Below are 20,845 nucleotides of genomic sequence, written 5' to 3' on the forward strand. Positions count from 1 at the left end.
GTCTGAGCCCTGACGCGCTACCATTCCGGCATGGCCGTCACCGACGAAGCGATCCTGCGCATCAAAGAGATGATCATCTCGGGCGAGCTCGCCCCCGGCGATCGCCTGCCGCCCGAGAAGGAACTGAGCGAACGCCTCGGTCTCTCGCGCTCGTCGTTGCGCGAGGCCGTCAAGGCGCTCGAGGTGATCCGGGTGCTCGACGTGCGTCGTGGCGACGGCACGTACGTCACGAGCCTCGAGCCTCGGCTGCTGCTCGAGGCGATGTCGTTCGTCGTCGACCTGCACGACGACCACTCGGTGCTCGAGATCTTCGCGGTACGGCGCATCCTCGAGCCGGCCGCCGCATCGCTCGCGGCGCGCAACGCGACCGAGACCGACCTCGAGCGGCTCCGCGAGTCGGTGGCCGGCGTCGACCACGCCGCCGACGTCGAGGGGCTCGTCGACCACGACCTCGAGTTCCACCGCGGCATCGCCGACGCCGGCGGCAACGGCTATCTCGCGAGCCTGATCGACTCGCTCTCGAGCCACACCGTGCGCGCCCGCATCTGGCGCGGCATCACCCAGGAGAGCGCCGTCGAACGCACCCTGCAGGAGCACCACGCGATCCTCGACGCGATCGCCGCGGGCGACGCCGACCTCGCCTCCGCCCTCACGGTCGTGCACGTGTCGGGCGTCGAGCAGTGGCTGCGCTCGGCGCTCTGAGCGCCTGAGTCGCACCGCCCGCACGCGGCGCCCGCGGCGCTGCCCGCCTGCGGCGCCTGCGCCCGCGGCGCTGCCCGCCTGCGGCGCCTGCGCCCGCTCGCGCCGCCGCGCTCGTCGCGAGGGTGCTTTCCCGCAATGCGGCGGCATCCCGAGGCCTGATCATTGCGGAAATGCACCCTCGCGACGACCGCCAGGCACGAACGCTCACGAGCGCTGCGCGCATGAGGAAAGGGGCGCCGGCCGAAGCCGACGCCCCCGAAGAGGACGCTCAGGACCTCACTCGTAGAGGACGGCCTGGATCTCCTCGTCGTCGATGTTCGACGCGTCGTACCAGTAGAACCCGGTGTCGATGGTCTTCGGCAGCTCCTTGCCGTCGATCGCCTCGACGGCGGCCTTGACGGTCTCGTAGCCGATGCCGATCGGGTTCTGCGTGATCGCGCCGAGCATGAGCCCGTCGCGGATGGCGTCCATCTGCGCCTTGCCCGAGTCGAAGCCGACGACCGCGAGCTTCGCCGGGTCGATGCCGAGCTCCTTCACGGCCTGCACGACGCCGATCGCCGAGCCCTCGTTCGAGCCGTAGATGCCCTTGAGATCGGGGTGCGCCGCGATGATCGCCTTGGCGAGGTCGGCCGACTTGGCCTGGTCGCCGCCGCCGTACTGGATGTCGACGATCTCGATGTTCGGCTCGTTCTTCTCCATGTAGTCGACGAACCCGTCGCGGCGCTGCTGGCCGGTGACCGAGGTCTGGTCGTGCACGACGAGGGCGACCTTGCCCTCGTGGCCGACGGCGTCCGCCAGGTGCTTGGCGGCCTCGGCCGCGGCGGCGAGGTTGTCGGTCGCCGCGGTCGTCAGCGGGATGTCGCTGTCGACGCCCGAGTCGAACGCGATGACCGGGATGTTCGAGTCCTTCGCCTGCTGCAGCAGCGGGCCGGCGGCCTGGCTGTCGAGCGCGGCGAAGCCGATCGCGGCGGGGCTCTTGTCGAGCGCCGTCTGCAGCATCTGGATCTGCTGGTCGACGTCGGCCTCGGTGTCGGGGCCCTCGAAGGTGATCTCGACGCCGTACTCGTCGGCCGCCTGCTCGGCGCCCGTCTTCACGGCCTGCCAGAACTGGTGCTGGAAGCCCTTCGAGACGAGGGCGACGTACGGCGTGTCGCCGCTGCCGCCGTCGCCCGAGCCGGAGTCTCCTCCGTCGCTCGCGCAGCCGGCGAGGATCAGGGCCGCGGCGACGGCGCCGACGACGGCGCCCATGGCGCGCTTCTTGAACATGCTCACTCCTTGGTATCGGTGGTGCAGGTGGTGCTGGTTGGGGGATGGGACGGTTTTCGGGGGCCGCCGGGCGTCCATCGGTGCGGATGCCGCGGCGGCGTGCCGCTCAGGCGCGTCGGCGCCGCAGCATGTCGAGGTAGACGGCGACGAGGATGACGATGCCGACGGCGACGGACTGCCACTCCTGCGGCACCGAGATGATGCGCAGTCCGTTGGTCAGCACGGCCATGATGAGGGCGCCGATCACGGTGCCGACGATGGAGCCCTTGCCGCCCTGGAGCGACGTGCCGCCGATGACGACCGCGGCGATGGCCTCGAGCTCGAGGCCCATGCCGCCGGTGGGCTGCGCCGACGAGAGCCGCGAGGCGCTGAGCACGCCTGCGAGGCCGACGAACAGGCCCGCGAGGGTGTAGATGATGATCTTCCAGCGCCGCACGTTGACACCCGAGAGCGCGGTGGCCGCCTCGTTCGAGCCGATCGAGAAGGTGTAGCGGCCGAGGATCGTCTTCGACAGCAGCACCGCGGCGACGATGATCATGACGATGAAGATCGCGACGCCGAGCGGGAACCGCATGCCCGGGATGATCGACAGGTTCATTATCGACTGGAACTCGGGGGTCTCCGAGAAGTAGATCGGCTTCGTGCCGGAGATCACGAGGGAGAGGCCCGCAGCGATGAGCATCATGCCGAGCGTGGCGATGAACGGCGGGATGCCGAGCACCGAGACGTTCACGCCGTTCACGAGCCCGATGAGCGCGCCGAACAGGATCGTCGCGGTCACACCCGCCCAGAGCGGCCACCCGAGGTAGGTGAGGAACACGCCCGCCATGACGCCGCACAGCACCATGCCCGTGCCGATCGACAGGTCGATGCCGCCCGTGATGATGACGAACGTCGTGCCGAGGGCGAGGATGCCGGTGACGGTCGCCGCCGTGAGGATCGAGACGAGGTTGTTCGCGGTGAAGAAGTGCGGGCTCGCGAACGAGAACACCGCGACGATGACGATGAGGCTCGCGAACGCGAGCAACTGCTGCAGGGAGCCGCGCAGCCACGCCATGCGCGGCTTGCCGGCGTCGATCGCGGCGTAGGCGCTCGTCGACGGCGTGGTGGCGGCGGCGCTGCCGGATTCCGGTTTCGTCGTGGTCGGGCTCATCGTGCGATCGTTCCTTCGCTTGAGAATCGGGTTGCGTAGTCCATGAGGTTCTCCTGGGTGGCGTCGGCGTTGTCGAGCACGGCGGTGAGCCGGCCCTCGGCCATGACGGCGATGCGGTCGGAGAGGCGCAGCACCTCGGGCAGCTCCGACGAGATCATGACGATCGCCTTGCCCTCGTCGGCGAGCCGGCGCAGCAGCGCGTAGATCTCCTCCTTCGCGCCCACGTCGATGCCGCGGGTGGGCTCGTCGAAGATGAGCACGTCGCAGTCCTTCACGAGCCACTTCGCGATGACGACCTTCTGCTGGTTGCCGCCCGAGAGGTTCTGCACGAGCTGTGCCGTCGACGGCGTCTTGATGCGGAGCTTCTCGACGTACTCGCGACCCGTCGCCTCGATGCGCCCGTCGCGCACGAACCCGAGGCCCGACGCATAGTCGCGCAACGACGAGAGCACGATGTTCTCGCGCACGCTGCGCTCGAGGAGCACCCCGAGCTGCTTGCGGTCCTCGGAGAGGTAGCCGATGCCGAGACGCGCGGCCTCGGCGGGGTTCGAGATGTCGACCGGCCTGCCGTGCAACCGGATCTCGCCGGACTCGCGCCGGTCGGCACCGACGACCGCCCGCGCCACTTCGGTGCGACCGGCGCCCATGAGCCCGGCGAAGCCGAGGATCTCACCCGGGTACACGTCGAAGGCGACGTCGCGCAGCAGGTGCTTCGTCGACAGCCCGCGGACCGACAGCACCGGCTCGCCGACCGGCTGACGCGGTGCCGGACGCTGCTCGCCCCGGATCTCGCGTCCGACCATGAGCGAGATGATCTCGCGCGGTTCGGTCTCGGCCGTGACGCGGGTGCCGACGTAGCGCCCGTCGCGCAGCACGCTGATGCGGTCGGAGATGCGCGCGAGCTCCTCCATGCGGTGCGAGATGTAGATGACGCCCGTCTCGGGCGTGCGGAACCGCTCGATGAGGCCGAACAGCACATCGACCTCGGCGTCGTTGAGCGCAGCGGTCGGCTCGTCCATGATGAGCACCTTCGCGTCGAACGAGAGCGCCTTCGCGATCTCGACCATCTGCTGGCGGGCGACCGTGAGCCGTTCGACGCGCTCGGCCGGATCGAGCGCGAGGCCGAGCCGGTCGAAGAGCTCCTGGGCCCGTCGGTTGAGGCCGCGGTCGTCGAGGAACAGCCCGGCCTGGCGCTGCTCGCGCCCGATGAAGATGTTCTGCGCGACCGTGAGGTCGGGCATGAGGTTGAACTCCTGGTGGATGATCGAGATGCCGAGCTCCTGCGCGTGGCGCGGCCCCTCGATCGACAGCTCCTCGCCGTTCAGGCGGAAGGTGCCCGTGTCGGGGGTGTAGATGCCCGCGAGCAGCTTCATGAGCGTCGACTTGCCGGCGCCGTTCTCGCCGACGAGCGCGAGCACCTCCCCGTGACGCAGCTCGAGCTGCACATCGGCGAGCGCCTGCACGCCCGGGAACCCCTTGCTGACGCCCTCGACCTCGAGGAGCGCGCCGGTGGTCGCGGTCATCGTGCCGCCCCCGTCGACTCGTAGGCGTTCACGACGCCCTTGCGCAGGACGATGTTGCCGTACGGGCGCAGTTCGCCGGTACGGACGACGAGCTGCGCGCCGGCCGCCCGCTCGTAGAACGCGAACCGCTCGAGCTCGCCGACCCGGTCGGCGTCGACGGCCGCGGCGCCGACGAGCTCGTGCTGGACCGCGAGCCGCTCGCCGCCCTCGGCTGCCATGAGCAGCACCGATGCGCCCTCGTAGCCGTCGAGCGGCAGGACCGTGCGGATCGCCTCGACGACCCTCGGGGCGGCGGAGCCCGGCGTCTCGACGACGGCCGGACCGACCCGGTACGCCGGGAAGTTCGCATCGGCGACGACGAGCTCGTCACCGTGGCCGAGCCGATCGAGCGCGGCGAGCAGGTCGCCGGCGAGGATCGGGTCAATACCACTCAGCACGTGGGCCTCTCTTCCTTGAGATGTGGGACGAGTGTAACCACTCATCCGATGTTTCATAAGGTTCTAGCGAAGAACGTTGCGCTTCCGGTGCGAAAATGGCGCAGAGATCTGATTATTCAAGGCGATATACCCGTTCAGCGGTGCGACCGAGCACCGCGGCGGCCTCGGCCGCCGCCAACTCGTCGATGCACCCGCGCATGACGTTCCACGTCGGCTGGTAGCCGCCGTGCGGCACCGACATCGGCCAGTCGCCACCGTACATGAGGCGCTCGGCGCCGAACTCCTCGATGGCGATGTCCCAGAGCGGCCGCACGGTCGACTCCGCGAAGGCGACGCCGGGCAGGTGGAGCCCCGAGAACTTCGCGACGGTATTGGGCAGCGCCGCGACCGCCGCGAACGCCCACCGCCAGTCGTCGAAGTCGTCGCGGCCCACGGGTGGTTTCGCGAGGTGGTCGACGACGACGGTCAGTTCGGGGATGGCGGCTGCGACGCGCCGGGCGGCGTCGAGATGCCGCGGCCAGGCATCGGGCACGTCGAACGCGAGGCCGCGCGCCGCCACCTCGGCAAGCGACGCGTGCACCGCGGGCAGGTCGAGGAAGTCGTCGCGTGGGTCGTCGTGCACGAGATGGCGGATGCCTCGGAGCCTGGGCTCCACGGCGAGATCGTCGAGCGCGGCGACCGCGGCACGGGTGTCGTCGAGCGGCACCCAGCCGACGACGCCGACGACCCAGTCGTGCTGCGCCGCGACGTCGAGCATGAAGCGCGTGTCGGCGGCGGTGTCGTCGGCCTGCACGAGGATCGCCGCGTCGACGCCCGCCGCGTCCAGCTCGGCGCGAGCGTCGTCGGGGCCGAAGTCGGCGTCGAGCGCCCCGAGCTCGGGCGTGATCCACGGGTAGGCACCCGCCGACCGGGTCCAGAGGTGCAGGTGCGCGTCGATCGTGCGACTCACGGGATCAGCCCGTCCTCGGCGAGTCGTCGCCAGAGCGACTCGTCGATCGGCGTCGCGAGGCGGGCGAGGTTCTGCGCCACGTCGGCGGCCCGCGACGAGCCGACCACCACTGCGCGCACCGCCGGGTGGCGCAGCGGGTACTGCAGGGCCGCGACCGGCAGCTCGACGCCAGCGTCGGCGCAGGCCGCCGCGAGCCGACGAGCTCGGTCGAGCACCTCGGCCGACACCGTCTCGTAGTCGTAGTGCGCGTCGGCCGCGGGCGTCGAGGTGGCGAGCAGCCCTGAGTTGTAGGGCGCTGCCGCGATCACGCCGACCCTGCGTTCCGCGCAGAGCGGCAGCAGTTCGGCGAGCGCGGGCTGCTCGAGGAGCGTGTAGCGCCCCGCGATCATGACGAGGTCGAGATCGCCCTCGCGGACGGCGCGGGCCGCGGCATCCGCGCTGTTCGTGCCGATGCCGACGGCACCGACGACGCCCTCGTCACGCAGCCGTGCGAGCGCCGGCAGTCCCTCGCGCAGGCCCTGGTCGAGGTCGTAGACGTCGGGGTCGTGCAGGAACGCGATGTCGACGCGATCGAGCCCGAGCCTCGTGAGCGAGTCTTCGATGCTGCGGCGCACCCCGGCCTCGCTCGGGTCGAACCGGCGCACCGTTCGATCGGGCACCGCGTAGCCGTTGGCGAGGTCGTCGCCGCCGGCGAAGCCGGGATTGGGCTCGAGCACGCGCCCGACCTTGGTCGACAGCAGGAACTCGTCGCGCGGCCTCGTGCGCAGGAACTCCCCCATGCGCCGCTCGCCGAGTCCCAGCCCGTAGTGGGGGGCCGTGTCGTAATAGCGGATGCCGCCGTCCCACGCGGCCTCGAGGGCGCCGCGGGCGTCGGCATCGGTCTTCTCGCGGTACAGGTTGCCGATCGACGCGCCGCCGTAGCCCAGCGGGCCGAGGCGTTCGGCGATGACGCCCGCACTCATGCCGGCACCCCGGCGTCGTCGATCACGTGCGAGCCGCGCCAGGTGTAGCGATCGACCGACGCGGCGTGCATCTCGGTGCCCGCGCCGGGCGCGATGGGCGTGCGGTAGCGACCGCGCTCGACGACCGCGGGCACCACGAAGTGCTCGTGGAGGTGGTCGACGAACTCGATCATGCGCCCCTCCATGCTGCCCGAGAGCGCGACGTAGTCGAACATCGAGAGGTGCTGCACGGCCTCGCAGAGTCCGACGCCGCCGGCGTGGGGGCACACGGGCACGCCGAACTTGGCGGCGAGCACGAGGTTCGCGAGGTTCTCGTTGACGCCGCCGACGCGTGCGGCGTCGATCTGCATGACGTGCATGCCGCCGGCCTGGAGCAACTGCTTGAAGACGATGCGGTTCTGCACGTGCTCGCCCGTGGCGACCCGGACGGGGGCGACGCCTCGGGCGATGGCGGCGTGGCCGAGGATGTCGTCGGGGCTCGTCGGCTCCTCGATCCAGGCGAGGTCGAACCTCGCGAGCTCGCCCACCCAGGCGATCGCCTCGTCGACGCCCCAGCGCTGGTTGGCGTCGATCGCGATCGGGAAGTGCTCGCCGACCGCGGCCCTGGCGATGCCGAGCCGGCGCACGTCGTCGTCGAGCGAGGCGCCGACCTTCAGCTTGATCTGCGGATAGCCGTCGGCGACGGCCTCGCGGCAGAGCCGCTCGAGCTTCTCGTCGGAGTAGCCGAGCCACCCGGGCGTCGTCGTATAGGCGGGATAGCCGGCCTCGAGGAGCTTCGCCGTGCGCTCGGCGCGGCCGGGCTCGGCGGCGCGGAAGAGGTCGAGGGCCTCGGCCGGGGTGACCGCGTCGGAGATGTAGCGGAAGTCGATGAGCGAGACGAGCTCTTCGGGACTGAGGCCCGCTAGCAGCTGCCAGAGCGGAAGGCCCGCCCGCTTCGCCTTGAGGTCCCACAGGGCGTTCAGGGCCGCACCGATCGCCATGTGCATGACGCCCTTCTCGGGGCCGAGCCAGCGCAGCTGCGAGTCGTGCGCCAGCAGGCGCCAGGCACCGCCCATGTCGTCGAGGAGCGCCTCGACGTCGCGACCGACGAGGTGGCCGCGCAGCGCGTCGAGCGCCGCGACCTGCACGTCGTTGCCGCGGCCGATCGTGAAGACGAAGCCGTGACCGGCGAGCCCGTCGGCCGCATCGGTGCGGATGACGAGGTAGGCGGCCGAATAGTCGGGGTCGGGGTTCATCGCATCCGACCCGTCGAGTTCGAGTGAGGTCGGGAACCGGATATCCCGGGTGTCGACACTGACGATCCTGCTCATGGCGTCCTTTCGTGGGCGTCCTGAGCATAAACATCCGATGTCTCTGCTGTCAACTGTGCCGGAGTGTGCGAGAATCGCCGAGAACCACCACCAAGCCTCGCGGATACTTCAGATGTTCGCAGCCCGTGACCCGGAAGGACACCCGCATGAGATTCGCCCGCCTCGGCCCCGTCGGCACCGAGATCCCCGTGCTGCTCGACGGCGACCGCGTGCTCGACCTGCGACCCGTCACCGGCGACGTCGACGGGGAATTCCTCGCGGGCGGCGTCGAGCGTGCGGCCGCCGCCCTGGCCGCCGGCGAACTGCCCGTGCTGCCGGGTGCGGAGACCCTGCGCGTCGGAGCGCCGATCGCCCGGCCGAGCGCGGTCTACTGCATCGGCATGAACTACGCGGCGCACGCCGCCGAGTCGGGCTCCGAGCCGCCGACGCAGCTCGTCATGTTCATGAAGGCCCCGAACACGGTCATCGGGCCCGACGACGACGTCACGATCCCGCCGGGCAGCGAGAAGACCGACTGGGAGGTCGAGCTCGGCATCGTCATCGGCCGCCGCGCGAGCAACCTCGAGTCCCCCGCCGACGCGCGTGCGCACATCGCGGGGTTCACGACCGTCAACGACCTCTCCGAGCGCGACTGGCAGCTCGCCGTCTCGGGCGGGCAGTGGTCGAAGGGCAAGAGCGCACCCGGCTTCTGCCCGACGGGCCCGTGGCTCGCAACGCCCGACGAGCTCGATGCCGACGACGTGCGCCTGCGCAGCTTCGTGAACGGCGAGGCGCGCCAGGACTCGCGCACGGCCGACCTCATCTTCGGGATCGACACGATCGTGTGGGAGCTGAGCCGCTACCTCACCCTCGAGCCCGGCGATCTCGTCCTCACGGGCACCCCCGAGGGCGTCGCGCTCTCGGGGCGGTTCCCCTACCTGCGCGCGGGCGACGTCGTGGAGCTCGAGATCGACGGGCTCGGCCGCCAGCGCCAGCGGTACGTCGCCGCCTGAGCCGGCGCATCCGCACCATCGAACCCGCACCACCGAACGATCACCGAAGGAGCCAACATGAGCCAGCAGCCGATCGGACCCGCCGAGTTCGAGGGCCTCGTCGCCGTCGTGACCGGCGGCGCGTCGGGCATCGGGGCCGCGATCACCGACCGACTCCGCCGCGGCGGCGCCCGTGTCGCGGTGTTCGACCTCCGCCCAGAGGGCGCCGATGCCGATCTCGCCGTCACCGTCGACATCGGTGACGACGCGAGCGTGAGGGCCGGCGTCGAGCGGCTGGTCGCCGAGCTCGGCCGGCTCGACATCGTCGTGAACAACGCCGGCATCGGCGCGCAGGGCACGATCGAGTCGAACACCGACGACGAGTGGCGGCGCGTGCTCGACGTCAACGTGCTCGGCATGATGCGCGTCGCCCGGGCCGCGCTCCCCCACCTGCGCCGGTCGCCCGCCGCCGCGATCGTGAACACCTCCTCGATCGCGGCGACCGCCGGGCTCCCCGAGCGCGCGCTCTACAGTGCGAGCAAGGGCGCGGTCTCGGCCCTCACGAGGGCGATGGCGGCCGATCACCTGCGCGAGGGCATCCGCGTGAACGCGGTGAACCCGGGCACCGCCGACACGCCGTGGATCGGCCGGTTGCTCGCCCAGGCCCCCGACCCCGCCGCCGAGCGAGCGGCACTCGAGGCGCGCCAGCCGCACGGCCGCCTCGTCGCGGCCGACGAGGTCGCCGCAGCCGTCGCCTACCTCGCGAGCCCCGCGTCGGGTTCGACGACCGGTGTCGAGCTCGCGGTCGACGGCGGCATGCAGGAACTGCGCCTGAGGCCCGCCTGACCCGCCGCGACGGCGAGATCCTTTCGCATCACGGAATTCAACTGTCGCCTTCGTGGAAGGTCTCAGGGGTCGACTTGTACATCTCGACAAACGATCCCGGCGAACGGCGCGATAGCGTGGACGGGTGAAGTTCGCGCACCTGAGAGCCGAAGGCCAGACGACCCCTCGGCTCGCGGTGGTGGTCGCCGAAGCGGCACTCTTCCTCGACGAGGTGCTCGAGCGCTCCCCCCGTGACCTGCAAGACCTCATCGAGCGCGGCCCCGAGGGCCTCGCCGAGGTCCGTGTCGCCGTCGACGCCGCCCTCGCCGCCGGCGCCGAGCTGACGCCCGTGAGCGAACTGCGCCACGCCTCGGCGGTGCTGCGTCCGCCGCACATCCTCGCGATCGGCGCGAACTATGCGGCGCACTCGCAGGAGCTGAAGCTCCGCCACGAGACGGCGCCCACGATCTTCGCGCTGTGGCCGAACTCGCTCAGCGCGCACGGCGCGACGACGACCTGGCCCGAGGACCTCACCCACCAGGTCGACTACGAGGCCGAGCTCGGCGTCATCATCGGCCGCCCCGCACGCGGCGTGCACGAGCGCGACGCGCTCGACTACGTGTGGGGCTACACCGTGGTGAACGACATCACCGCCCGCGACATCCAGTTCTCCGAGGCGCAGTGGTCGCGCTGCAAGTCGTTCGACGGCTTCACCCCGACGGGCCCCGTGGTCGTCACGGCCGACGAGGTCGCCGACCCGCAGGACCTCTGGCTGACGACGAACCTCGACGGTCGCATCCTGCAGGACGCCTCGACGGGCGACATGGTGCGCAGCGTCGCCGAGATCATCTCGTACCTCTCGCGATCGGCGACCATCCCCGCCGGCACGCTCATCTCGACCGGCAGCCCCGGCGGGGCCGGCTACTCGCGCAACCCGCAGGTCTTCCTGCAGGACGGCTCGACGGTCACGGTGTCGATCGGCGGCATCGGATCGCTCTCGACGCACTGCCGCGTGATCTGACGCGACCGCGTCAGGCCGCGCGGGCCTCGGCGCCCGCTGCTCCGATCCGACGACGCAGGAACGCCCCCGCCCGATCGAGCGCGTCACCGGCCGCATCGAGCCCGTCGAGCGCGGTCTGGTAGTTGTGCGGTGCCCGCGCCGCCGCCTCGAGCACGACGTCGACGTCGTCGTGCGCGGCGTTGACCGCCAGCCGTACGGCGTCATCGAGCAGGAGCTCGCGCGAACCCACCTGCACGAGCATGGGCGGCAGGCCGCGGAGACTCGCGAAGACCGGGCTGGCGATGGGCGATGCCGCGGCCTCGTCGCCGCCGAGCTCGGGGAGGTAGCGGCGGGCGTACCCGCGGACGTCCTCTTGGCTGAACAGCGGATCGTCGCCGACGCGCGCACCGAACGACTCCCCGCTCAGCGTGAGGTCGGCCCACGGCGAGAACACCGCCACGGCGGCCGGCATCTCGAGCCCGGCGTCGCGCGCGGCGACGAGCGTCGCGATCGCGAGGCCGCCGCCCGCGGAGTCGCCGGCGACCACGAGGCGCTGCGCGCCCACGCGCTCGAGCAGCTCGCGGTACGCCGAGAGCGCGTCGTCGACCGGCGCGGGGAAGCGGTGCTCGGGTGCCAGCCGGTAGTCGAGCGAGTACGCGGTCGTCGCCGTGCGCTCGGCGAGGGCGGCCGCCATGCCGACCCCCGTGGCGGCCGAGCCGATCACGTATCCGCCGCCGTGCAGGTAGAGCAGCGCCCCCTCGCGCCCGCCCTCGCCGGGCACGAGCTCGATCGCGGGCCGGTTGCCGAGCCGGGTCTGCCGGGAGGTGAACCCCGCGGGCGGCGCGACGGCCCCGGCCGCGAAGGCCGCACGCATCTCCGCGACCGTCGCGTCGGCGGCGAAGCGCGACGATGCGTAGGACTCGCTCAGTCGGTCGAACTCGGTGCGTGACATCCCCTGGCTCCTGTCGTAGATTGATTACCCGGAATCAATAGTAGGTGTAATTAGATTCCTGTCAATCTATTTCCGAGGAATTCATCATGCCGACCGGACTCGCCCTCTTCTTCGACCTCGTGCGCGCCGAGACGCGCTGGTTCGAACAGCTCGACGGCGATCTGTTCGCCCAGCACGGCGTGCACATGGCGAGCTACGACGTGCTCCAGGTGATCGACTCGATCGAGGGCTGCCGCGTGCAGGACATCGTCCGCGAGATCGGCATCACCGTCGGCGCCGTCAGCAAGTCGGTCGACCGCCTCGAGCGCGACGGCTGGGCGCAGCGGGTGGCGAACCCCGCCGACCGACGCTCGTCGCTCATCACGCTCACCGCCGCGGGCACCGAGCTGCTCGAGCGCGCGACCCCGTTCGTCGGCACCGCGGTCGACGCCCGGCTCGAGTCGATCGACGCGGACGCGCGTCGCGCGCTCGCGAGCGGCCTCACCGCACTGCGCCGCTCGTTCGACTGAGGCGCCTCGGCCGGGCTCGGCGCCTCGGCGCGGCTCGACGGTCAGGCCTGGGATGCCCCGTGGCCGGCGCCGGTTCGACGCCGGCCACGGGGCATCCTGATCACTCGTGGGGTTCGCTCTGCAGGTGCTGCACCGGGATGACCGTCGTGATCGGCCGGATGCCCGACAGCTTCGACGGCTGCAGCTGCGCGACGACCTCGTCGCGGCTCATGAGCCCGGCCTCGACGACGAGGTCGGCCACCGGCCGTCCGGTGGCGAGGGCGAGCTTCGCGAGCTTCGCCGCCTCGGTGTAGCCGATGAACGGGATGAGGGCGGTGATGACGCCGACGCTCGACGCGACCATCTGCGCGAGGCGGTCGGTGTTCGCCGTGATGCCGTCGACGCAGTTGACGCGGAGCGTCCAGCAGGCCTGGCGCATCCACGTGATCGACTGCAGCAGCGAGTGCGCGATGACCGGTTCGAAGGCATTGAGCTGCAACTGTCCGCTCTCCGCCGCCATCATGACGGTCACGTCGGCACCGGCGACCGAGTAGGCGACCTGGCTCACGGCCTCGGGGATGACGGGGTTGACCTTGCCGGGCATGATCGACGAGCCGGCCTGCATGGGCGGCAGGTTGATCTCGCCGAGCCCCGCCTGCGGGCCCGACGAGAGCAGGCGCAGGTCGTTGCAGATCTTCGAGAGCTTGATGGCGCTGCGCTTGAGCGCGCTCGAGAACGTCATGAACACGCCCGTGTCGCTCGTCGCCTCGATGAGGTCGGGTGCGGTCTCGAGGCGCAGCTCGGTGATCGTGCTGAGGTGCTCGACGACGGATGCCGCGTAGCCGGGGTCGGCCGTGATGCCGGTGCCGATCGCCGTCGCGCCGAGGTTCACCTCGCCGAGCAGCTTGATCGTCTCGCGGAGGCGGTCGATGTCCTCGCCGAGCGTCGTCGCGAAGCCGTGGAACTCCTGGCCGAGGGTCATCGGCACGGCATCCTGCAACTGGGTGCGGCCGACCTTCAGCACCTCGTGGAACTCGCGGCCCTTCTTGCTGAAGGCGATGCGCAGGAGGTCGAGCTCGACGAGCATCGTGCGCAGCGAGAACGCCATCGCGATCTTGACCGCGGTCGGGTAGGTGTCGTTCGTCGACTGGCTGCGGTTGACGTCGTCGATCGGGTGCAGCACGTCGTAGCGGCCCTTGGGATAACCGGCGATCTCGAGCGCGAGGTTCGCGATGACCTCGTTCGCGTTCATGTTGGTCGAGGTGCCCGCGCCGCCCTGGATGACGCCCACGATGAACTGATCGTGCAGCTCGCCGTCGATGATGCGCTGGCACGCCTCGTCGATCCAGGCCGCCTTCTGCTGGCTCAGCACGCCGACCTCGCGGTTCGCGCGTGCTGCGGCCTGCTTCACCGAGGCGAGGGCGACGACCAGCTCGGGGTAGACCGAGATCGGGCGCTTGGAGATCGGGAAGTTGTCGAGTGCGCGCTTGGTGTGCACCCCCCAGTACGCGTCGGCCGGCACCTCCACCGAGCCGAGCGAATCGGTCTCGGTGCGGGTGGGTTCGGTCGGTTCGGGCTCGTGCATCTCTCGTTCCTCCACGGAGCCGTGCAGCGCGTCGGTCTCGACGCGCCGGACCGGCCCCATCGCCGTTCGTACGCGCGGGATCGCCGCGCAATCGTCCCTTCGAGCCTACCGTTCGGGCCATTCCCGCCACGGCATCGAGGCGTCCGGACACCGCCCCGCCATGAGACGCTCTGGCCGGAGCCGGAGCCGGAGCCGAAGCACGGGCCCGGCCCGGACCCGGAGCACGCGGCCGGCGGCCGGACACGGCACGGCGGCGGGCGCCCCCGCGCCCGCCGCCGGATGCCGATCGCTCAGAGGAATGCGAACGGCAGCATGACGAGGCCGAAGACCGCGGCGCCGATCGCGACGAGCGCGGCCCCCGCGAGCATCACCGAGTTGAGCACGATGCCCCAGATCGCCATCGTGCGGGTCGCGGGCTCGCGCTTGAGCGCCATGATGCCGAGCACGAGTCCGACGACCGGCACGACGAACGTGTAGCTCGCGATGATCGAGACGATGCCGAGCACGAGGCTGGCGATGCTGAAGCCCCGTGACTCCGCGACGGGCGCAGCGGGCTGCCCCTGGTACGGCGCCTGGGTTGCGGTGTCGGTGACGGTGGTCATGGTGTCTGCTCCTGTTCTCGACCGGGGTGTTCCGGTATCTGCTTCAACGCTATGAGCACCGAGCGGCTGGCGGTATGGGGGTATCCCCCCGATACGATCTGAGGACTTCCGCCCCTCCACCATCGATCGGAGCCCCATGAACCTTCCCTGGACGCTGCACGGCGACGGCAAGCACGTCGCGCCCGGCGACGTCGTCGCGCCCGGCGAACGCCTGACCTGGCCGCGCACGATCGGCATCGGCGCCCAGCACGTCGTCGCCATGTTCGGTGCGACGTTCCTCGTGCCGCTCCTGACCGGCTTCCCGCCTGCGACGACGGTGTTCTTCTCGGGCATCGGCACGCTGCTGTTCCTCGTGATCACGCAGAACAAGCTGCCGAGCTATCTCGGTTCGTCGTTCGCGTTCCTCGCCCCGATGGCCGCGGCCCTCGGGTCGAAGCTGGTCGCCGACCCGATGGGAGCGGCGCTGTTCGGCATCGTCTCGGTCGGCATCATGCTCGCCCTCGTCGGCGCGCTCGTGCTCTGGACCGGGACCGGCTGGATCGACGCGCTCATGCCGCCCGTCGTGGCCGGTGCCATCGTGGCCCTCATCGGTCTCAACCTCGCGCCCGCCGCGAAGTCGAACTTCGACCAGGCGCCCCTCACGGCACTCATCACGCTCACGGCGATCCTGCTGACGACCGTGCTCTTCAGGGGCATCCTCGGCCGCATCTCGATCCTCGTCGGCGTCGTCGTCGGTTACGTCGCCGCATTCCTGCAGGGCCAGGTGAACTGGACCCCGGTGACGGAGGCCGCATGGGTCGGCCTGCCGACCTTCCACCTCGCGACGAACCCGTTCGCCGACCCCGCGGTCTGGGGCCTCCTGCCGGCGTTCCTGCCCGTGGTGCTCGTGCTCATCGCCGAGAACGTCGGCCACGTGCGCGGCGTCGCCCAGATGACCGACGCCTCGGTCAACAGGCAGACGGGCCGGGCGCTGTTCGCCGACGGCATCGCCACGACGATCGCGGGCATGTTCGGCGGCTCGGGTACGACGACCTACGGCGAGAACATCGGCGTCATGGCGGCGACCCGCGTCTACTCGACGGCGGCGTACTGGATCGCGGGCATCGTCGCGGTGCTGCTCGGCCTCTCCCCCAAGTTCGGCGCGCTCGTCGCGACGATCCCGCCCGGGGTGCTCGGTGGCGCGACGGTCGCGCTCTACGGCCTCATCGGCATCATCGGCGTGAAGATCTGGGTCGACAACAAGGTCGACTTCTCACGCCCGGTGAACCAGTTCACGGCCGCCGTCGCCCTGATCATCGGCATCGCCAACTTCACGATCGAGTTCGGCAGCGTCGTCTTCGGCGGCATCGCGCTCGGCACCGTCGCGGCGCTCGTCGTCTACCACGGCATGAACGCGATCGCGAAGGTGCGCGGCACGAACTGACCTTCGAGAACACGGATGCCCCGTGCCGCACGTGCGGCACGGGGCATCCGTCGTTCGGGCTGTCGCCGAGCGTCCGTCAGCCGGCGAAGATCGCCTCGATCGGCCCGCGAGCGAAGTAGAGCACGAAGCCGCCGGCGACGACCCAGAGCAACGGGTGGATCGACCGGGCCTTGCCGGAGAGCGCGTTCACGACCACCCAGCTCACGAAGCCGGCACCGATGCCGTTGGCGATCGAGTAGGTCATCGGCATCACCGTGATGGTGAGGAAGACCGGCAGCAGCACCCGGTAGTCGCTGAAGTCGATGTTCTTGATCTGCGACAGCATCATCGCGCCGACGAGCACCAGGGCGGCGCCGGCGATCGCGCCGGGAACGAGCGAGGTGAGCGGTGTGAGGAACATCGCCAGCAGGAACAGTCCGCCCGTGATGAGCGTCGCGAAGCCCGTGCGGGCGCCCTCTCCGATGCCGGCGCCGGACTCGACGAACACCGTCGCCGACGACGACGACGTGCTGCCGCCGACGATCGCGCCGACACCCTCGACGACGAGCGCCGACTTGATGCGCGGGAAGTCGCCCTTCGCGTCGGCGAGGCCCGACTCCTCGGCGAGGCCCGTCATGGTGCCCATGGCGTCGAAGAAGTTCGAGAACACGAGCGTGAAGACGATCATGACGAGCGCCAGGACGCCGACCTTCGACAGGTCGAACGAGAAGTCGACGGCACCGATGAGGCTGAGGTCGGGCAGGCTCACGATGCCGCCCGCGAACCCGAAGTCGAGCCCGAACGGCCAGATCGCGTTGGTGATCGCGGCGAGGACCGTGCCGCCGACGAGGGCGATGAGGATGGCGCCCTTGACGCGCAGCGAGATCAGCACGCCGCCCGCCAGCACGGTGATCACGAAGAGCACGGTGGGCAGGGTGCCGACCGAGCCGTCGACGCCGAGGCCGACCGGCGGGGACGGGTTGCCGGTGGCGGTGACGAAGCCGGCGTTCACGAGTCCGATGAACGCGATGAACACACCGATACCGACCGTGATCGCGAGCTTCAACTGCACGGGGACGGCGTCGAAGATCATCTTGCGGAGGCCCGTGGCCGCCAGGAGCACGATGATGACGCCGTTGATCACGACGAGTGCCATCGCCTCGGGCCAGGTGACCTGGCCGACGACCGAGAACGCGATGTACGCGTTGATGCCGAGGCCGGCCGCGAAGGCGAACGGCAGGCGGGTGACGAGACCGAACAGGATCGTCATGACGCCCGCGGTCAGCGCGGTCGCCGCGGCGACCGCGGCGCCGTTCAGGGTGTTGCCGTCGACGTCGGGCGTCGACAGGATGATCGGGTTGAGGATCACGATGTAGGCCATCGTCACGAACGTGACGATGCCGCCGCGCACCTCGGTCAGGAGGTTCGAGCCGCGCGCGGAGATCTCGAAGAAGCGGTCGAACGCGCCGACGGGCTTCTCGTCGGTGGGGTCGGTCGTGGGCGGGGTTGCAGTGGTCATCCGGGAACCTTCGATGAGGGACGCGCGAGCAGGGTCGCACGACGGGTGGACTGTCGTTGCGCCGGGACGGACCGTGCGAGGAGACGCGCGGAACCGCCCCGGTTTCAGTGGGTGAACAGCTTGATGAGGTGGTCGCCGACGATCAGGTAGATGCCGTAGACCACCGCAAGGGCGCTCACCGCGAAGCAGACCCACGCGCCGACGAACGCGGCGCGCTTCTGACCCTCGGAGAGCGGGCTCTTCTTCGCCGCCTTCTTGGCTCGCTTCTCTGCGGCCTTGATTTCGGCGGGCGTGACGATCGTGATGGCGTCGGTGAACTCGGCCGGGGTGACGATGGGCGTGCGGCCCGAGATGGTGAGCAACCGGATGCCGAGCGAGTACGCGGAGACGACGACGGCCGTGGCGACGAGCGCCGACACGAGCACGAGGACGAACGCCATCCAGTCGATCACTTCTTGACCTTCTTCTTCGGCTTCGGGTTGCGCTTGATCTTGACGGCCCGGCCCGAGTCGGCGACCTCGCTCACGACGTTGCTCGCCGTGACCTCGCTGCGCCGCGACCAGAGGAAGATGCCGCCGATGACGGCGACGCCGACGATCGTGTCGACGATGATGCCGACGATGCCGAACTGGAGGGCGACGAAGGCGGCGAGCGCACCGACCGCGCCCGCGGCCGGGAGCGTCATGAGCCAGCCCACGCCGATGCGGCCGGCAGTGCGCCAGCGCACCTTCGAGCCGCGGCGGCCGAGACCCGAGCCGATCACCGACCCCGAGGCGACCTGCGTCGTCGAGAGCGCGAAGCCCACGTGGCTCGAGGCGAGGATCGTGGCGGCGGTCGCGGTCTCGGCGGCGAAGCCCTGTGCGGGCTTGACGTCGGTGAGGCCCGTGCCGAGCGTCTTGATGATGCGCCAGCCGCCCATGTACGTACCGAGTGCGATCGCGACGGCACAGGTCACGATGACCCACGGCTGCACCTCGCTGCCGACCGACTGCACGCCGGCGGCGATGAGCGTGAGCGTGATGATGCCCATCGTCTTCTGGGCGTCGTTGGTGCCGTGGGCGAGCGCGACGAGCGAGGAGGAGAAGATCTGCCCGTGCCGGAACCGGTCGCGCCCGTCGGGCTTGCCGTCGTGCCTGCGGGTGATCGCGTAGGCGAGCTTCGTCGCGATGTAGGCGATGAGCCCGGCGGTGAGCGGCGCCAGCAGCGCCGGCAGGATGACCTTCGAGAGCACCACGGAGAAGTCGATCGCGCTCGCCCCGAAGCCGACGAACGCCGCGCCGATGAGGCCGCCGAACAGGGCGTGGCTCGACGACGACGGAAGCCCGAGCAGCCACGTGATCATGTTCCACACGATCGCGCCGATGAGGCCCGCGAAGATGAGCTCCGGCGTGATGAGCACGCCGCCCGGGCCCTCCTTGATGATGCCGCCCGAGATGGTCATCGCGACCTCGGTCGAGAGGAAGGCGCCCACGAGGTTCAGGATCGCGGCCAGCCCGACGGCGACCTTGGGACGCAGCGCCCCCGTCGCGATCGGCGTCGCCATGGCGTTGGCCGTGTCGTGGAAGCCGTTCGTGAAGTCGAAGAACAGCGCCAGTGCGATGACCAGCACGACGATGAGGGTCGAATCCACCGGCGTCTTTCCTACGAGAGTGTGCGGTTCACCTGGAGTTCAGGCGCCCCGTCGATACTACGCGACCGTCGGTCGCTCTGACACCACCGTCGCGAGATCCTCGCCGAACACGAACGTGCGGTGCGCGGTGCCGCCGGCGAGGACGTCGGGCAGCCAGCGGCGGGCGTCGTCCCACATGCGGTCGTACGGCACGGCGTCGAGCGCGAACCACTCAGGGTCGAGCTCGTCGGATGCCACTGGCTCGCCCGTCCACGAACGGGCGACGAACACGTGCGAACGCTGGCTCCACCGCTCGCGGTGGGGAAAGTGGTAGGTCATGAGGCCCCGCGGCTCGAGATCTGCCGCTGTCACGACGAGGCCCACCTCTTCGAGGATCTCGCGCACCGAGGCATCCCTCGCCGTCTCACCGGCTTCGAGCTTGCCGCCGGGCGCGACGATGCGCCCCTCGCCGAGGCCCTCCTTCTTGCGGCCGAGGAGCACCTCGGTGCGACCCCCGCGCTCGCGCAGGAGGTAGCAGACGCAGACGTCGTACACGACTCAGCCGAAGAGGATGCGCGCCTCGTCGTACCGCGACTGCGGCACGCGGTTGAGCGTGCCGACCGCCTCGGCGATCGAGACGGTCTCGATGTCGGTGCCGCGCAGCGTCACCATCGAGCCCCAGGCGTGCGCGTAGACCGCGTCGATGGCCGCCATGCCGAGGCGCGTCGCGAGCACTCGGTCGTAGGCCGAGGGCGCGCCGCCGCGCTGGATGTGGCCGAGCACGGTGGCCCGCGACTCGATGCCGGTGCGCTCCTCGATCATCGGGGCGAGGACGTCGGCGATGCCGCCGAGACGCGGCCGGTTGAAGGCGTCGAGGCCCTTGTGCGAGTGCGCCTCGTCCATGCCGTCCAGCGTGAAGCCCTCGGCGACGACCACGAGCGGGGCGCGCCCGCGATCGCGGACGGACTCGACCCACTCGCAGATCTGCTCGATCGACTGGGGCTGCTCGGGGATGAGAATGGCATGCGCTCCCCCGGCCATGCCCGAGTGCAGTGCGATCCAGCCGACGTGGCGGCCCATGACCTCGAGCACCATGCAGCGGCCGTGCGAGTCGGCCGTCGTGCGCAGGCGGTCGATCGCCTCGGTCGCGATCTCGACGGCGGTGTCGAAGCCGAACGAGTAGTCGGTCGCGGCGAGGTCGTTGTCGATCGTCTTCGGCACGCCGACCACGTTGATGCCGCCCTCGTCGTGCAGGCGGCGCGCCGCGGTGAGGGTGCCCTCGCCGCCGATCGCGATGATCGCGTCGATGCCCTGCTCGTCGAGCATGCGCTGGATGTTCTCGGGCCCGCCGCCCTCGCCCTCGAACGGGTTGGTGCGGCTCGAGCCCAGGATGGTGCCGCCCTGCTTCGAGAGGCCCCGCACGTCGTGACGGGTGATCGGCATGATGTCGGCCTCGACGACGCCCTTCCAGCCCCAGCGGAAGCCCACGAACTCGGTGTCGTGCAAGATCACGCCGTTGAGCACCGCGCCGCGGATGACCGCGTTGAGACCGGGGCAGTCGCCGCCCGAGGTGAGGATGCCGATCTTCAT

21 protein-coding genes are annotated in these 20,845 nt (G+C 70.5%); 6 read left to right on the top strand and 15 right to left on the bottom strand.

Translation table 11 applies throughout. The features are described from left to right. Positions 1–30 precede the first annotated feature (30 nt). A complete protein-coding gene (locus tag MUN74_RS01425) occupies positions 31–702 on the top strand; it encodes a FadR/GntR family transcriptional regulator (protein ID WP_244854597.1) in 672 nt (223 codons plus the stop codon). A 276-nt stretch (positions 703–978) separates the two neighbouring features. Here MUN74_RS01425 and MUN74_RS01430 read toward each other — a convergent pair whose 3' ends face one another. The 7 genes from MUN74_RS01430 to MUN74_RS01460 form a co-directional block, all read right to left on the bottom strand. Next, positions 979–1,968 carry an ABC transporter substrate-binding protein gene (locus MUN74_RS01430; RefSeq protein ID WP_244854598.1) on the bottom strand — a complete coding sequence of 330 codons (990 nt, stop codon included), beginning with the start codon at positions 1,966–1,968 and terminating at the stop codon, positions 979–981. A 106-nt stretch (positions 1,969–2,074) separates the two neighbouring features. Continuing rightward, a complete protein-coding gene (locus MUN74_RS01435) occupies positions 2,075–3,121 on the bottom strand; it encodes an ABC transporter permease (protein ID WP_244854599.1) in 1,047 nt (348 codons plus the stop codon). Next, positions 3,118–4,644 (bottom strand): sugar ABC transporter ATP-binding protein, encoded by a 1,527-nt coding sequence (locus MUN74_RS01440; protein WP_244854600.1) that lies wholly within the window; start codon positions 4,642–4,644, stop codon positions 3,118–3,120. The genes MUN74_RS01435 and MUN74_RS01440 overlap by 4 nt, the downstream gene beginning before the upstream one ends. Continuing rightward, entirely contained in the window at positions 4,641–5,081 is a 441-nt protein-coding gene (locus MUN74_RS01445) for an RbsD/FucU family protein (RefSeq protein WP_244854601.1), read from the bottom strand. Before MUN74_RS01445 ends, MUN74_RS01440 begins: the two co-directional genes overlap by 4 nt. Before the next feature lie 112 nt (positions 5,082–5,193). After that, positions 5,194–6,030, bottom strand: a complete 837-nt coding sequence (locus tag MUN74_RS01450) for an amidohydrolase family protein (RefSeq protein ID WP_244854602.1) — start codon at positions 6,028–6,030, stop codon at positions 5,194–5,196. Then, complete coding sequence (locus MUN74_RS01455; protein WP_244854603.1) at positions 6,027–6,992, bottom strand: aldo/keto reductase; 966 nt, start codon at positions 6,990–6,992, stop codon at positions 6,027–6,029. The genes MUN74_RS01450 and MUN74_RS01455 overlap by 4 nt, the downstream gene beginning before the upstream one ends. After that, complete coding sequence (locus tag MUN74_RS01460) at positions 6,989–8,302, bottom strand: enolase C-terminal domain-like protein (RefSeq protein WP_244854604.1); 1,314 nt, start codon at positions 8,300–8,302, stop codon at positions 6,989–6,991. Before MUN74_RS01460 ends, MUN74_RS01455 begins: the two co-directional genes overlap by 4 nt. Before the next feature lie 146 nt (positions 8,303–8,448). Between MUN74_RS01460 and MUN74_RS01465 the strand changes: the two genes are divergently transcribed. The 3 genes from MUN74_RS01465 to MUN74_RS01475 all read left to right on the top strand — a co-directional run bounded on the left by MUN74_RS01465 (position 8,449) and on the right by MUN74_RS01475 (position 11,119). Then, positions 8,449–9,294 (top strand): fumarylacetoacetate hydrolase family protein, encoded by an 846-nt coding sequence (locus MUN74_RS01465; protein ID WP_244854605.1) that lies wholly within the window; start codon positions 8,449–8,451, stop codon positions 9,292–9,294. A gap of 57 nt (positions 9,295–9,351) precedes the next feature. After that, positions 9,352–10,119, top strand: coding sequence for an SDR family NAD(P)-dependent oxidoreductase (locus MUN74_RS01470; protein ID WP_244854606.1), 768 nt, complete (start codon positions 9,352–9,354; stop codon positions 10,117–10,119). A 124-nt stretch (positions 10,120–10,243) separates the two neighbouring features. Further along, positions 10,244–11,119 carry a fumarylacetoacetate hydrolase family protein gene (locus MUN74_RS01475; RefSeq protein WP_244854607.1) on the top strand — a complete coding sequence of 292 codons (876 nt, stop codon included), beginning with the start codon at positions 10,244–10,246 and terminating at the stop codon, positions 11,117–11,119. A gap of 10 nt (positions 11,120–11,129) precedes the next feature. Here the strand turns inward: MUN74_RS01475 and MUN74_RS01480 are convergent, their stop codons facing one another. Next, positions 11,130–12,050, bottom strand: a complete 921-nt coding sequence (locus tag MUN74_RS01480; RefSeq protein WP_244854608.1) for an alpha/beta hydrolase — start codon at positions 12,048–12,050, stop codon at positions 11,130–11,132. 86 nt (positions 12,051–12,136) lie between these two features. On the opposite strand from MUN74_RS01480, the gene MUN74_RS01485 reads away from it, so the two are divergent. Beyond that, positions 12,137–12,559, top strand: coding sequence for a MarR family winged helix-turn-helix transcriptional regulator (locus tag MUN74_RS01485; protein ID WP_244854609.1), 423 nt, complete (start codon positions 12,137–12,139; stop codon positions 12,557–12,559). A gap of 100 nt (positions 12,560–12,659) precedes the next feature. Here MUN74_RS01485 and MUN74_RS01490 read toward each other — a convergent pair whose 3' ends face one another. Together MUN74_RS01490 and MUN74_RS01495 are read right to left on the bottom strand one after the other, a co-directional pair. Further along, a complete protein-coding gene (locus MUN74_RS01490) occupies positions 12,660–14,123 on the bottom strand; it encodes an aspartate ammonia-lyase (RefSeq protein ID WP_244854610.1) in 1,464 nt (487 codons plus the stop codon). Between the two features lie 290 nt (positions 14,124–14,413). Beyond that, on the bottom strand, positions 14,414–14,725 hold the full coding sequence (locus MUN74_RS01495) for a DUF4190 domain-containing protein (RefSeq protein WP_244854611.1): 312 nt from the start codon (positions 14,723–14,725) through the stop codon (positions 14,414–14,416). Positions 14,726–14,861: 136 nt separating this feature from the next. Between MUN74_RS01495 and MUN74_RS01500 the strand changes: the two genes are divergently transcribed. Beyond that, positions 14,862–16,148, top strand: coding sequence for a uracil-xanthine permease family protein (locus tag MUN74_RS01500; RefSeq protein WP_244854612.1), 1,287 nt, complete (start codon positions 14,862–14,864; stop codon positions 16,146–16,148). A 76-nt stretch (positions 16,149–16,224) separates the two neighbouring features. Here the strand turns inward: MUN74_RS01500 and MUN74_RS01505 are convergent, their stop codons facing one another. The 5 genes from MUN74_RS01505 to MUN74_RS01525 all read right to left on the bottom strand — a co-directional run bounded on the left by MUN74_RS01505 (position 16,225) and on the right by MUN74_RS01525 (position 20,845). Beyond that, complete coding sequence (locus MUN74_RS01505) at positions 16,225–17,646, bottom strand: NCS2 family permease (RefSeq protein WP_244854613.1); 1,422 nt, start codon at positions 17,644–17,646, stop codon at positions 16,225–16,227. Positions 17,647–17,750: 104 nt separating this feature from the next. Further along, positions 17,751–18,098, bottom strand: a complete 348-nt coding sequence (locus tag MUN74_RS01510; RefSeq protein ID WP_244854614.1) for a peptidase — start codon at positions 18,096–18,098, stop codon at positions 17,751–17,753. After that, positions 18,095–19,276, bottom strand: coding sequence for an inorganic phosphate transporter (locus tag MUN74_RS01515; protein WP_244854615.1), 1,182 nt, complete (start codon positions 19,274–19,276; stop codon positions 18,095–18,097). The genes MUN74_RS01510 and MUN74_RS01515 overlap by 4 nt, the downstream gene beginning before the upstream one ends. A gap of 57 nt (positions 19,277–19,333) precedes the next feature. Continuing rightward, the gene (locus MUN74_RS01520; protein WP_244854616.1) at positions 19,334–19,810 is read right to left on the bottom strand and encodes an 8-oxo-dGTP diphosphatase; all 477 of its coding nucleotides are present in this window, start codon (positions 19,808–19,810) and stop codon (positions 19,334–19,336) included. 3 nt (positions 19,811–19,813) lie between these two features. Next, positions 19,814–20,845 carry a 6-phosphofructokinase gene (locus MUN74_RS01525; RefSeq protein WP_244854617.1) on the bottom strand — a complete coding sequence of 344 codons (1,032 nt, stop codon included), beginning with the start codon at positions 20,843–20,845 and terminating at the stop codon, positions 19,814–19,816.

Source organism: Agromyces sp. H17E-10, from assembly GCF_022919715.1.
Classification (GTDB): Bacteria; Actinomycetota; Actinomycetes; order Actinomycetales; family Microbacteriaceae; genus Agromyces.

Excerpts from the sequence above, each read along its gene's own strand:
- MUN74_RS01425 (WP_244854597.1), top strand. The coding sequence starts at position 31 with ATGGCCGTCACCGACGAAGCGATCCTGCGCATCAAAGAGATGATCATC.
- MUN74_RS01430 (WP_244854598.1), bottom strand. The coding sequence starts at position 1,968 with ATGTTCAAGAAGCGCGCCATGGGCGCCGTCGTCGGCGCCGTCGCCGCG.
- MUN74_RS01435 (WP_244854599.1), bottom strand. The coding sequence starts at position 3,121 with ATGAGCCCGACCACGACGAAACCGGAATCCGGCAGCGCCGCCGCCACC.
- MUN74_RS01440 (WP_244854600.1), bottom strand. The coding sequence starts at position 4,644 with ATGACCGCGACCACCGGCGCGCTCCTCGAGGTCGAGGGCGTCAGCAAG.
- MUN74_RS01455 (WP_244854603.1), bottom strand. The coding sequence starts at position 6,992 with ATGAGTGCGGGCGTCATCGCCGAACGCCTCGGCCCGCTGGGCTACGGC.
- MUN74_RS01460 (WP_244854604.1), bottom strand. The coding sequence starts at position 8,302 with ATGAGCAGGATCGTCAGTGTCGACACCCGGGATATCCGGTTCCCGACC.
- MUN74_RS01465 (WP_244854605.1), top strand. The coding sequence starts at position 8,449 with ATGAGATTCGCCCGCCTCGGCCCCGTCGGCACCGAGATCCCCGTGCTG.
- MUN74_RS01470 (WP_244854606.1), top strand. The coding sequence starts at position 9,352 with ATGAGCCAGCAGCCGATCGGACCCGCCGAGTTCGAGGGCCTCGTCGCC.
- MUN74_RS01480 (WP_244854608.1), bottom strand. The coding sequence starts at position 12,050 with ATGTCACGCACCGAGTTCGACCGACTGAGCGAGTCCTACGCATCGTCG.
- MUN74_RS01485 (WP_244854609.1), top strand. The coding sequence starts at position 12,137 with ATGCCGACCGGACTCGCCCTCTTCTTCGACCTCGTGCGCGCCGAGACG.
- MUN74_RS01490 (WP_244854610.1), bottom strand. The coding sequence starts at position 14,123 with ATGCACGAGCCCGAACCGACCGAACCCACCCGCACCGAGACCGATTCG.
- MUN74_RS01495 (WP_244854611.1), bottom strand. The coding sequence starts at position 14,725 with ATGACCACCGTCACCGACACCGCAACCCAGGCGCCGTACCAGGGGCAG.
- MUN74_RS01500 (WP_244854612.1), top strand. The coding sequence starts at position 14,862 with ATGAACCTTCCCTGGACGCTGCACGGCGACGGCAAGCACGTCGCGCCC.
- MUN74_RS01505 (WP_244854613.1), bottom strand. The coding sequence starts at position 17,646 with ATGACCACTGCAACCCCGCCCACGACCGACCCCACCGACGAGAAGCCC.
- MUN74_RS01525 (WP_244854617.1), bottom strand. The coding sequence starts at position 20,845 with ATGAAGATCGGCATCCTCACCTCGGGCGGCGACTGCCCCGGTCTCAAC.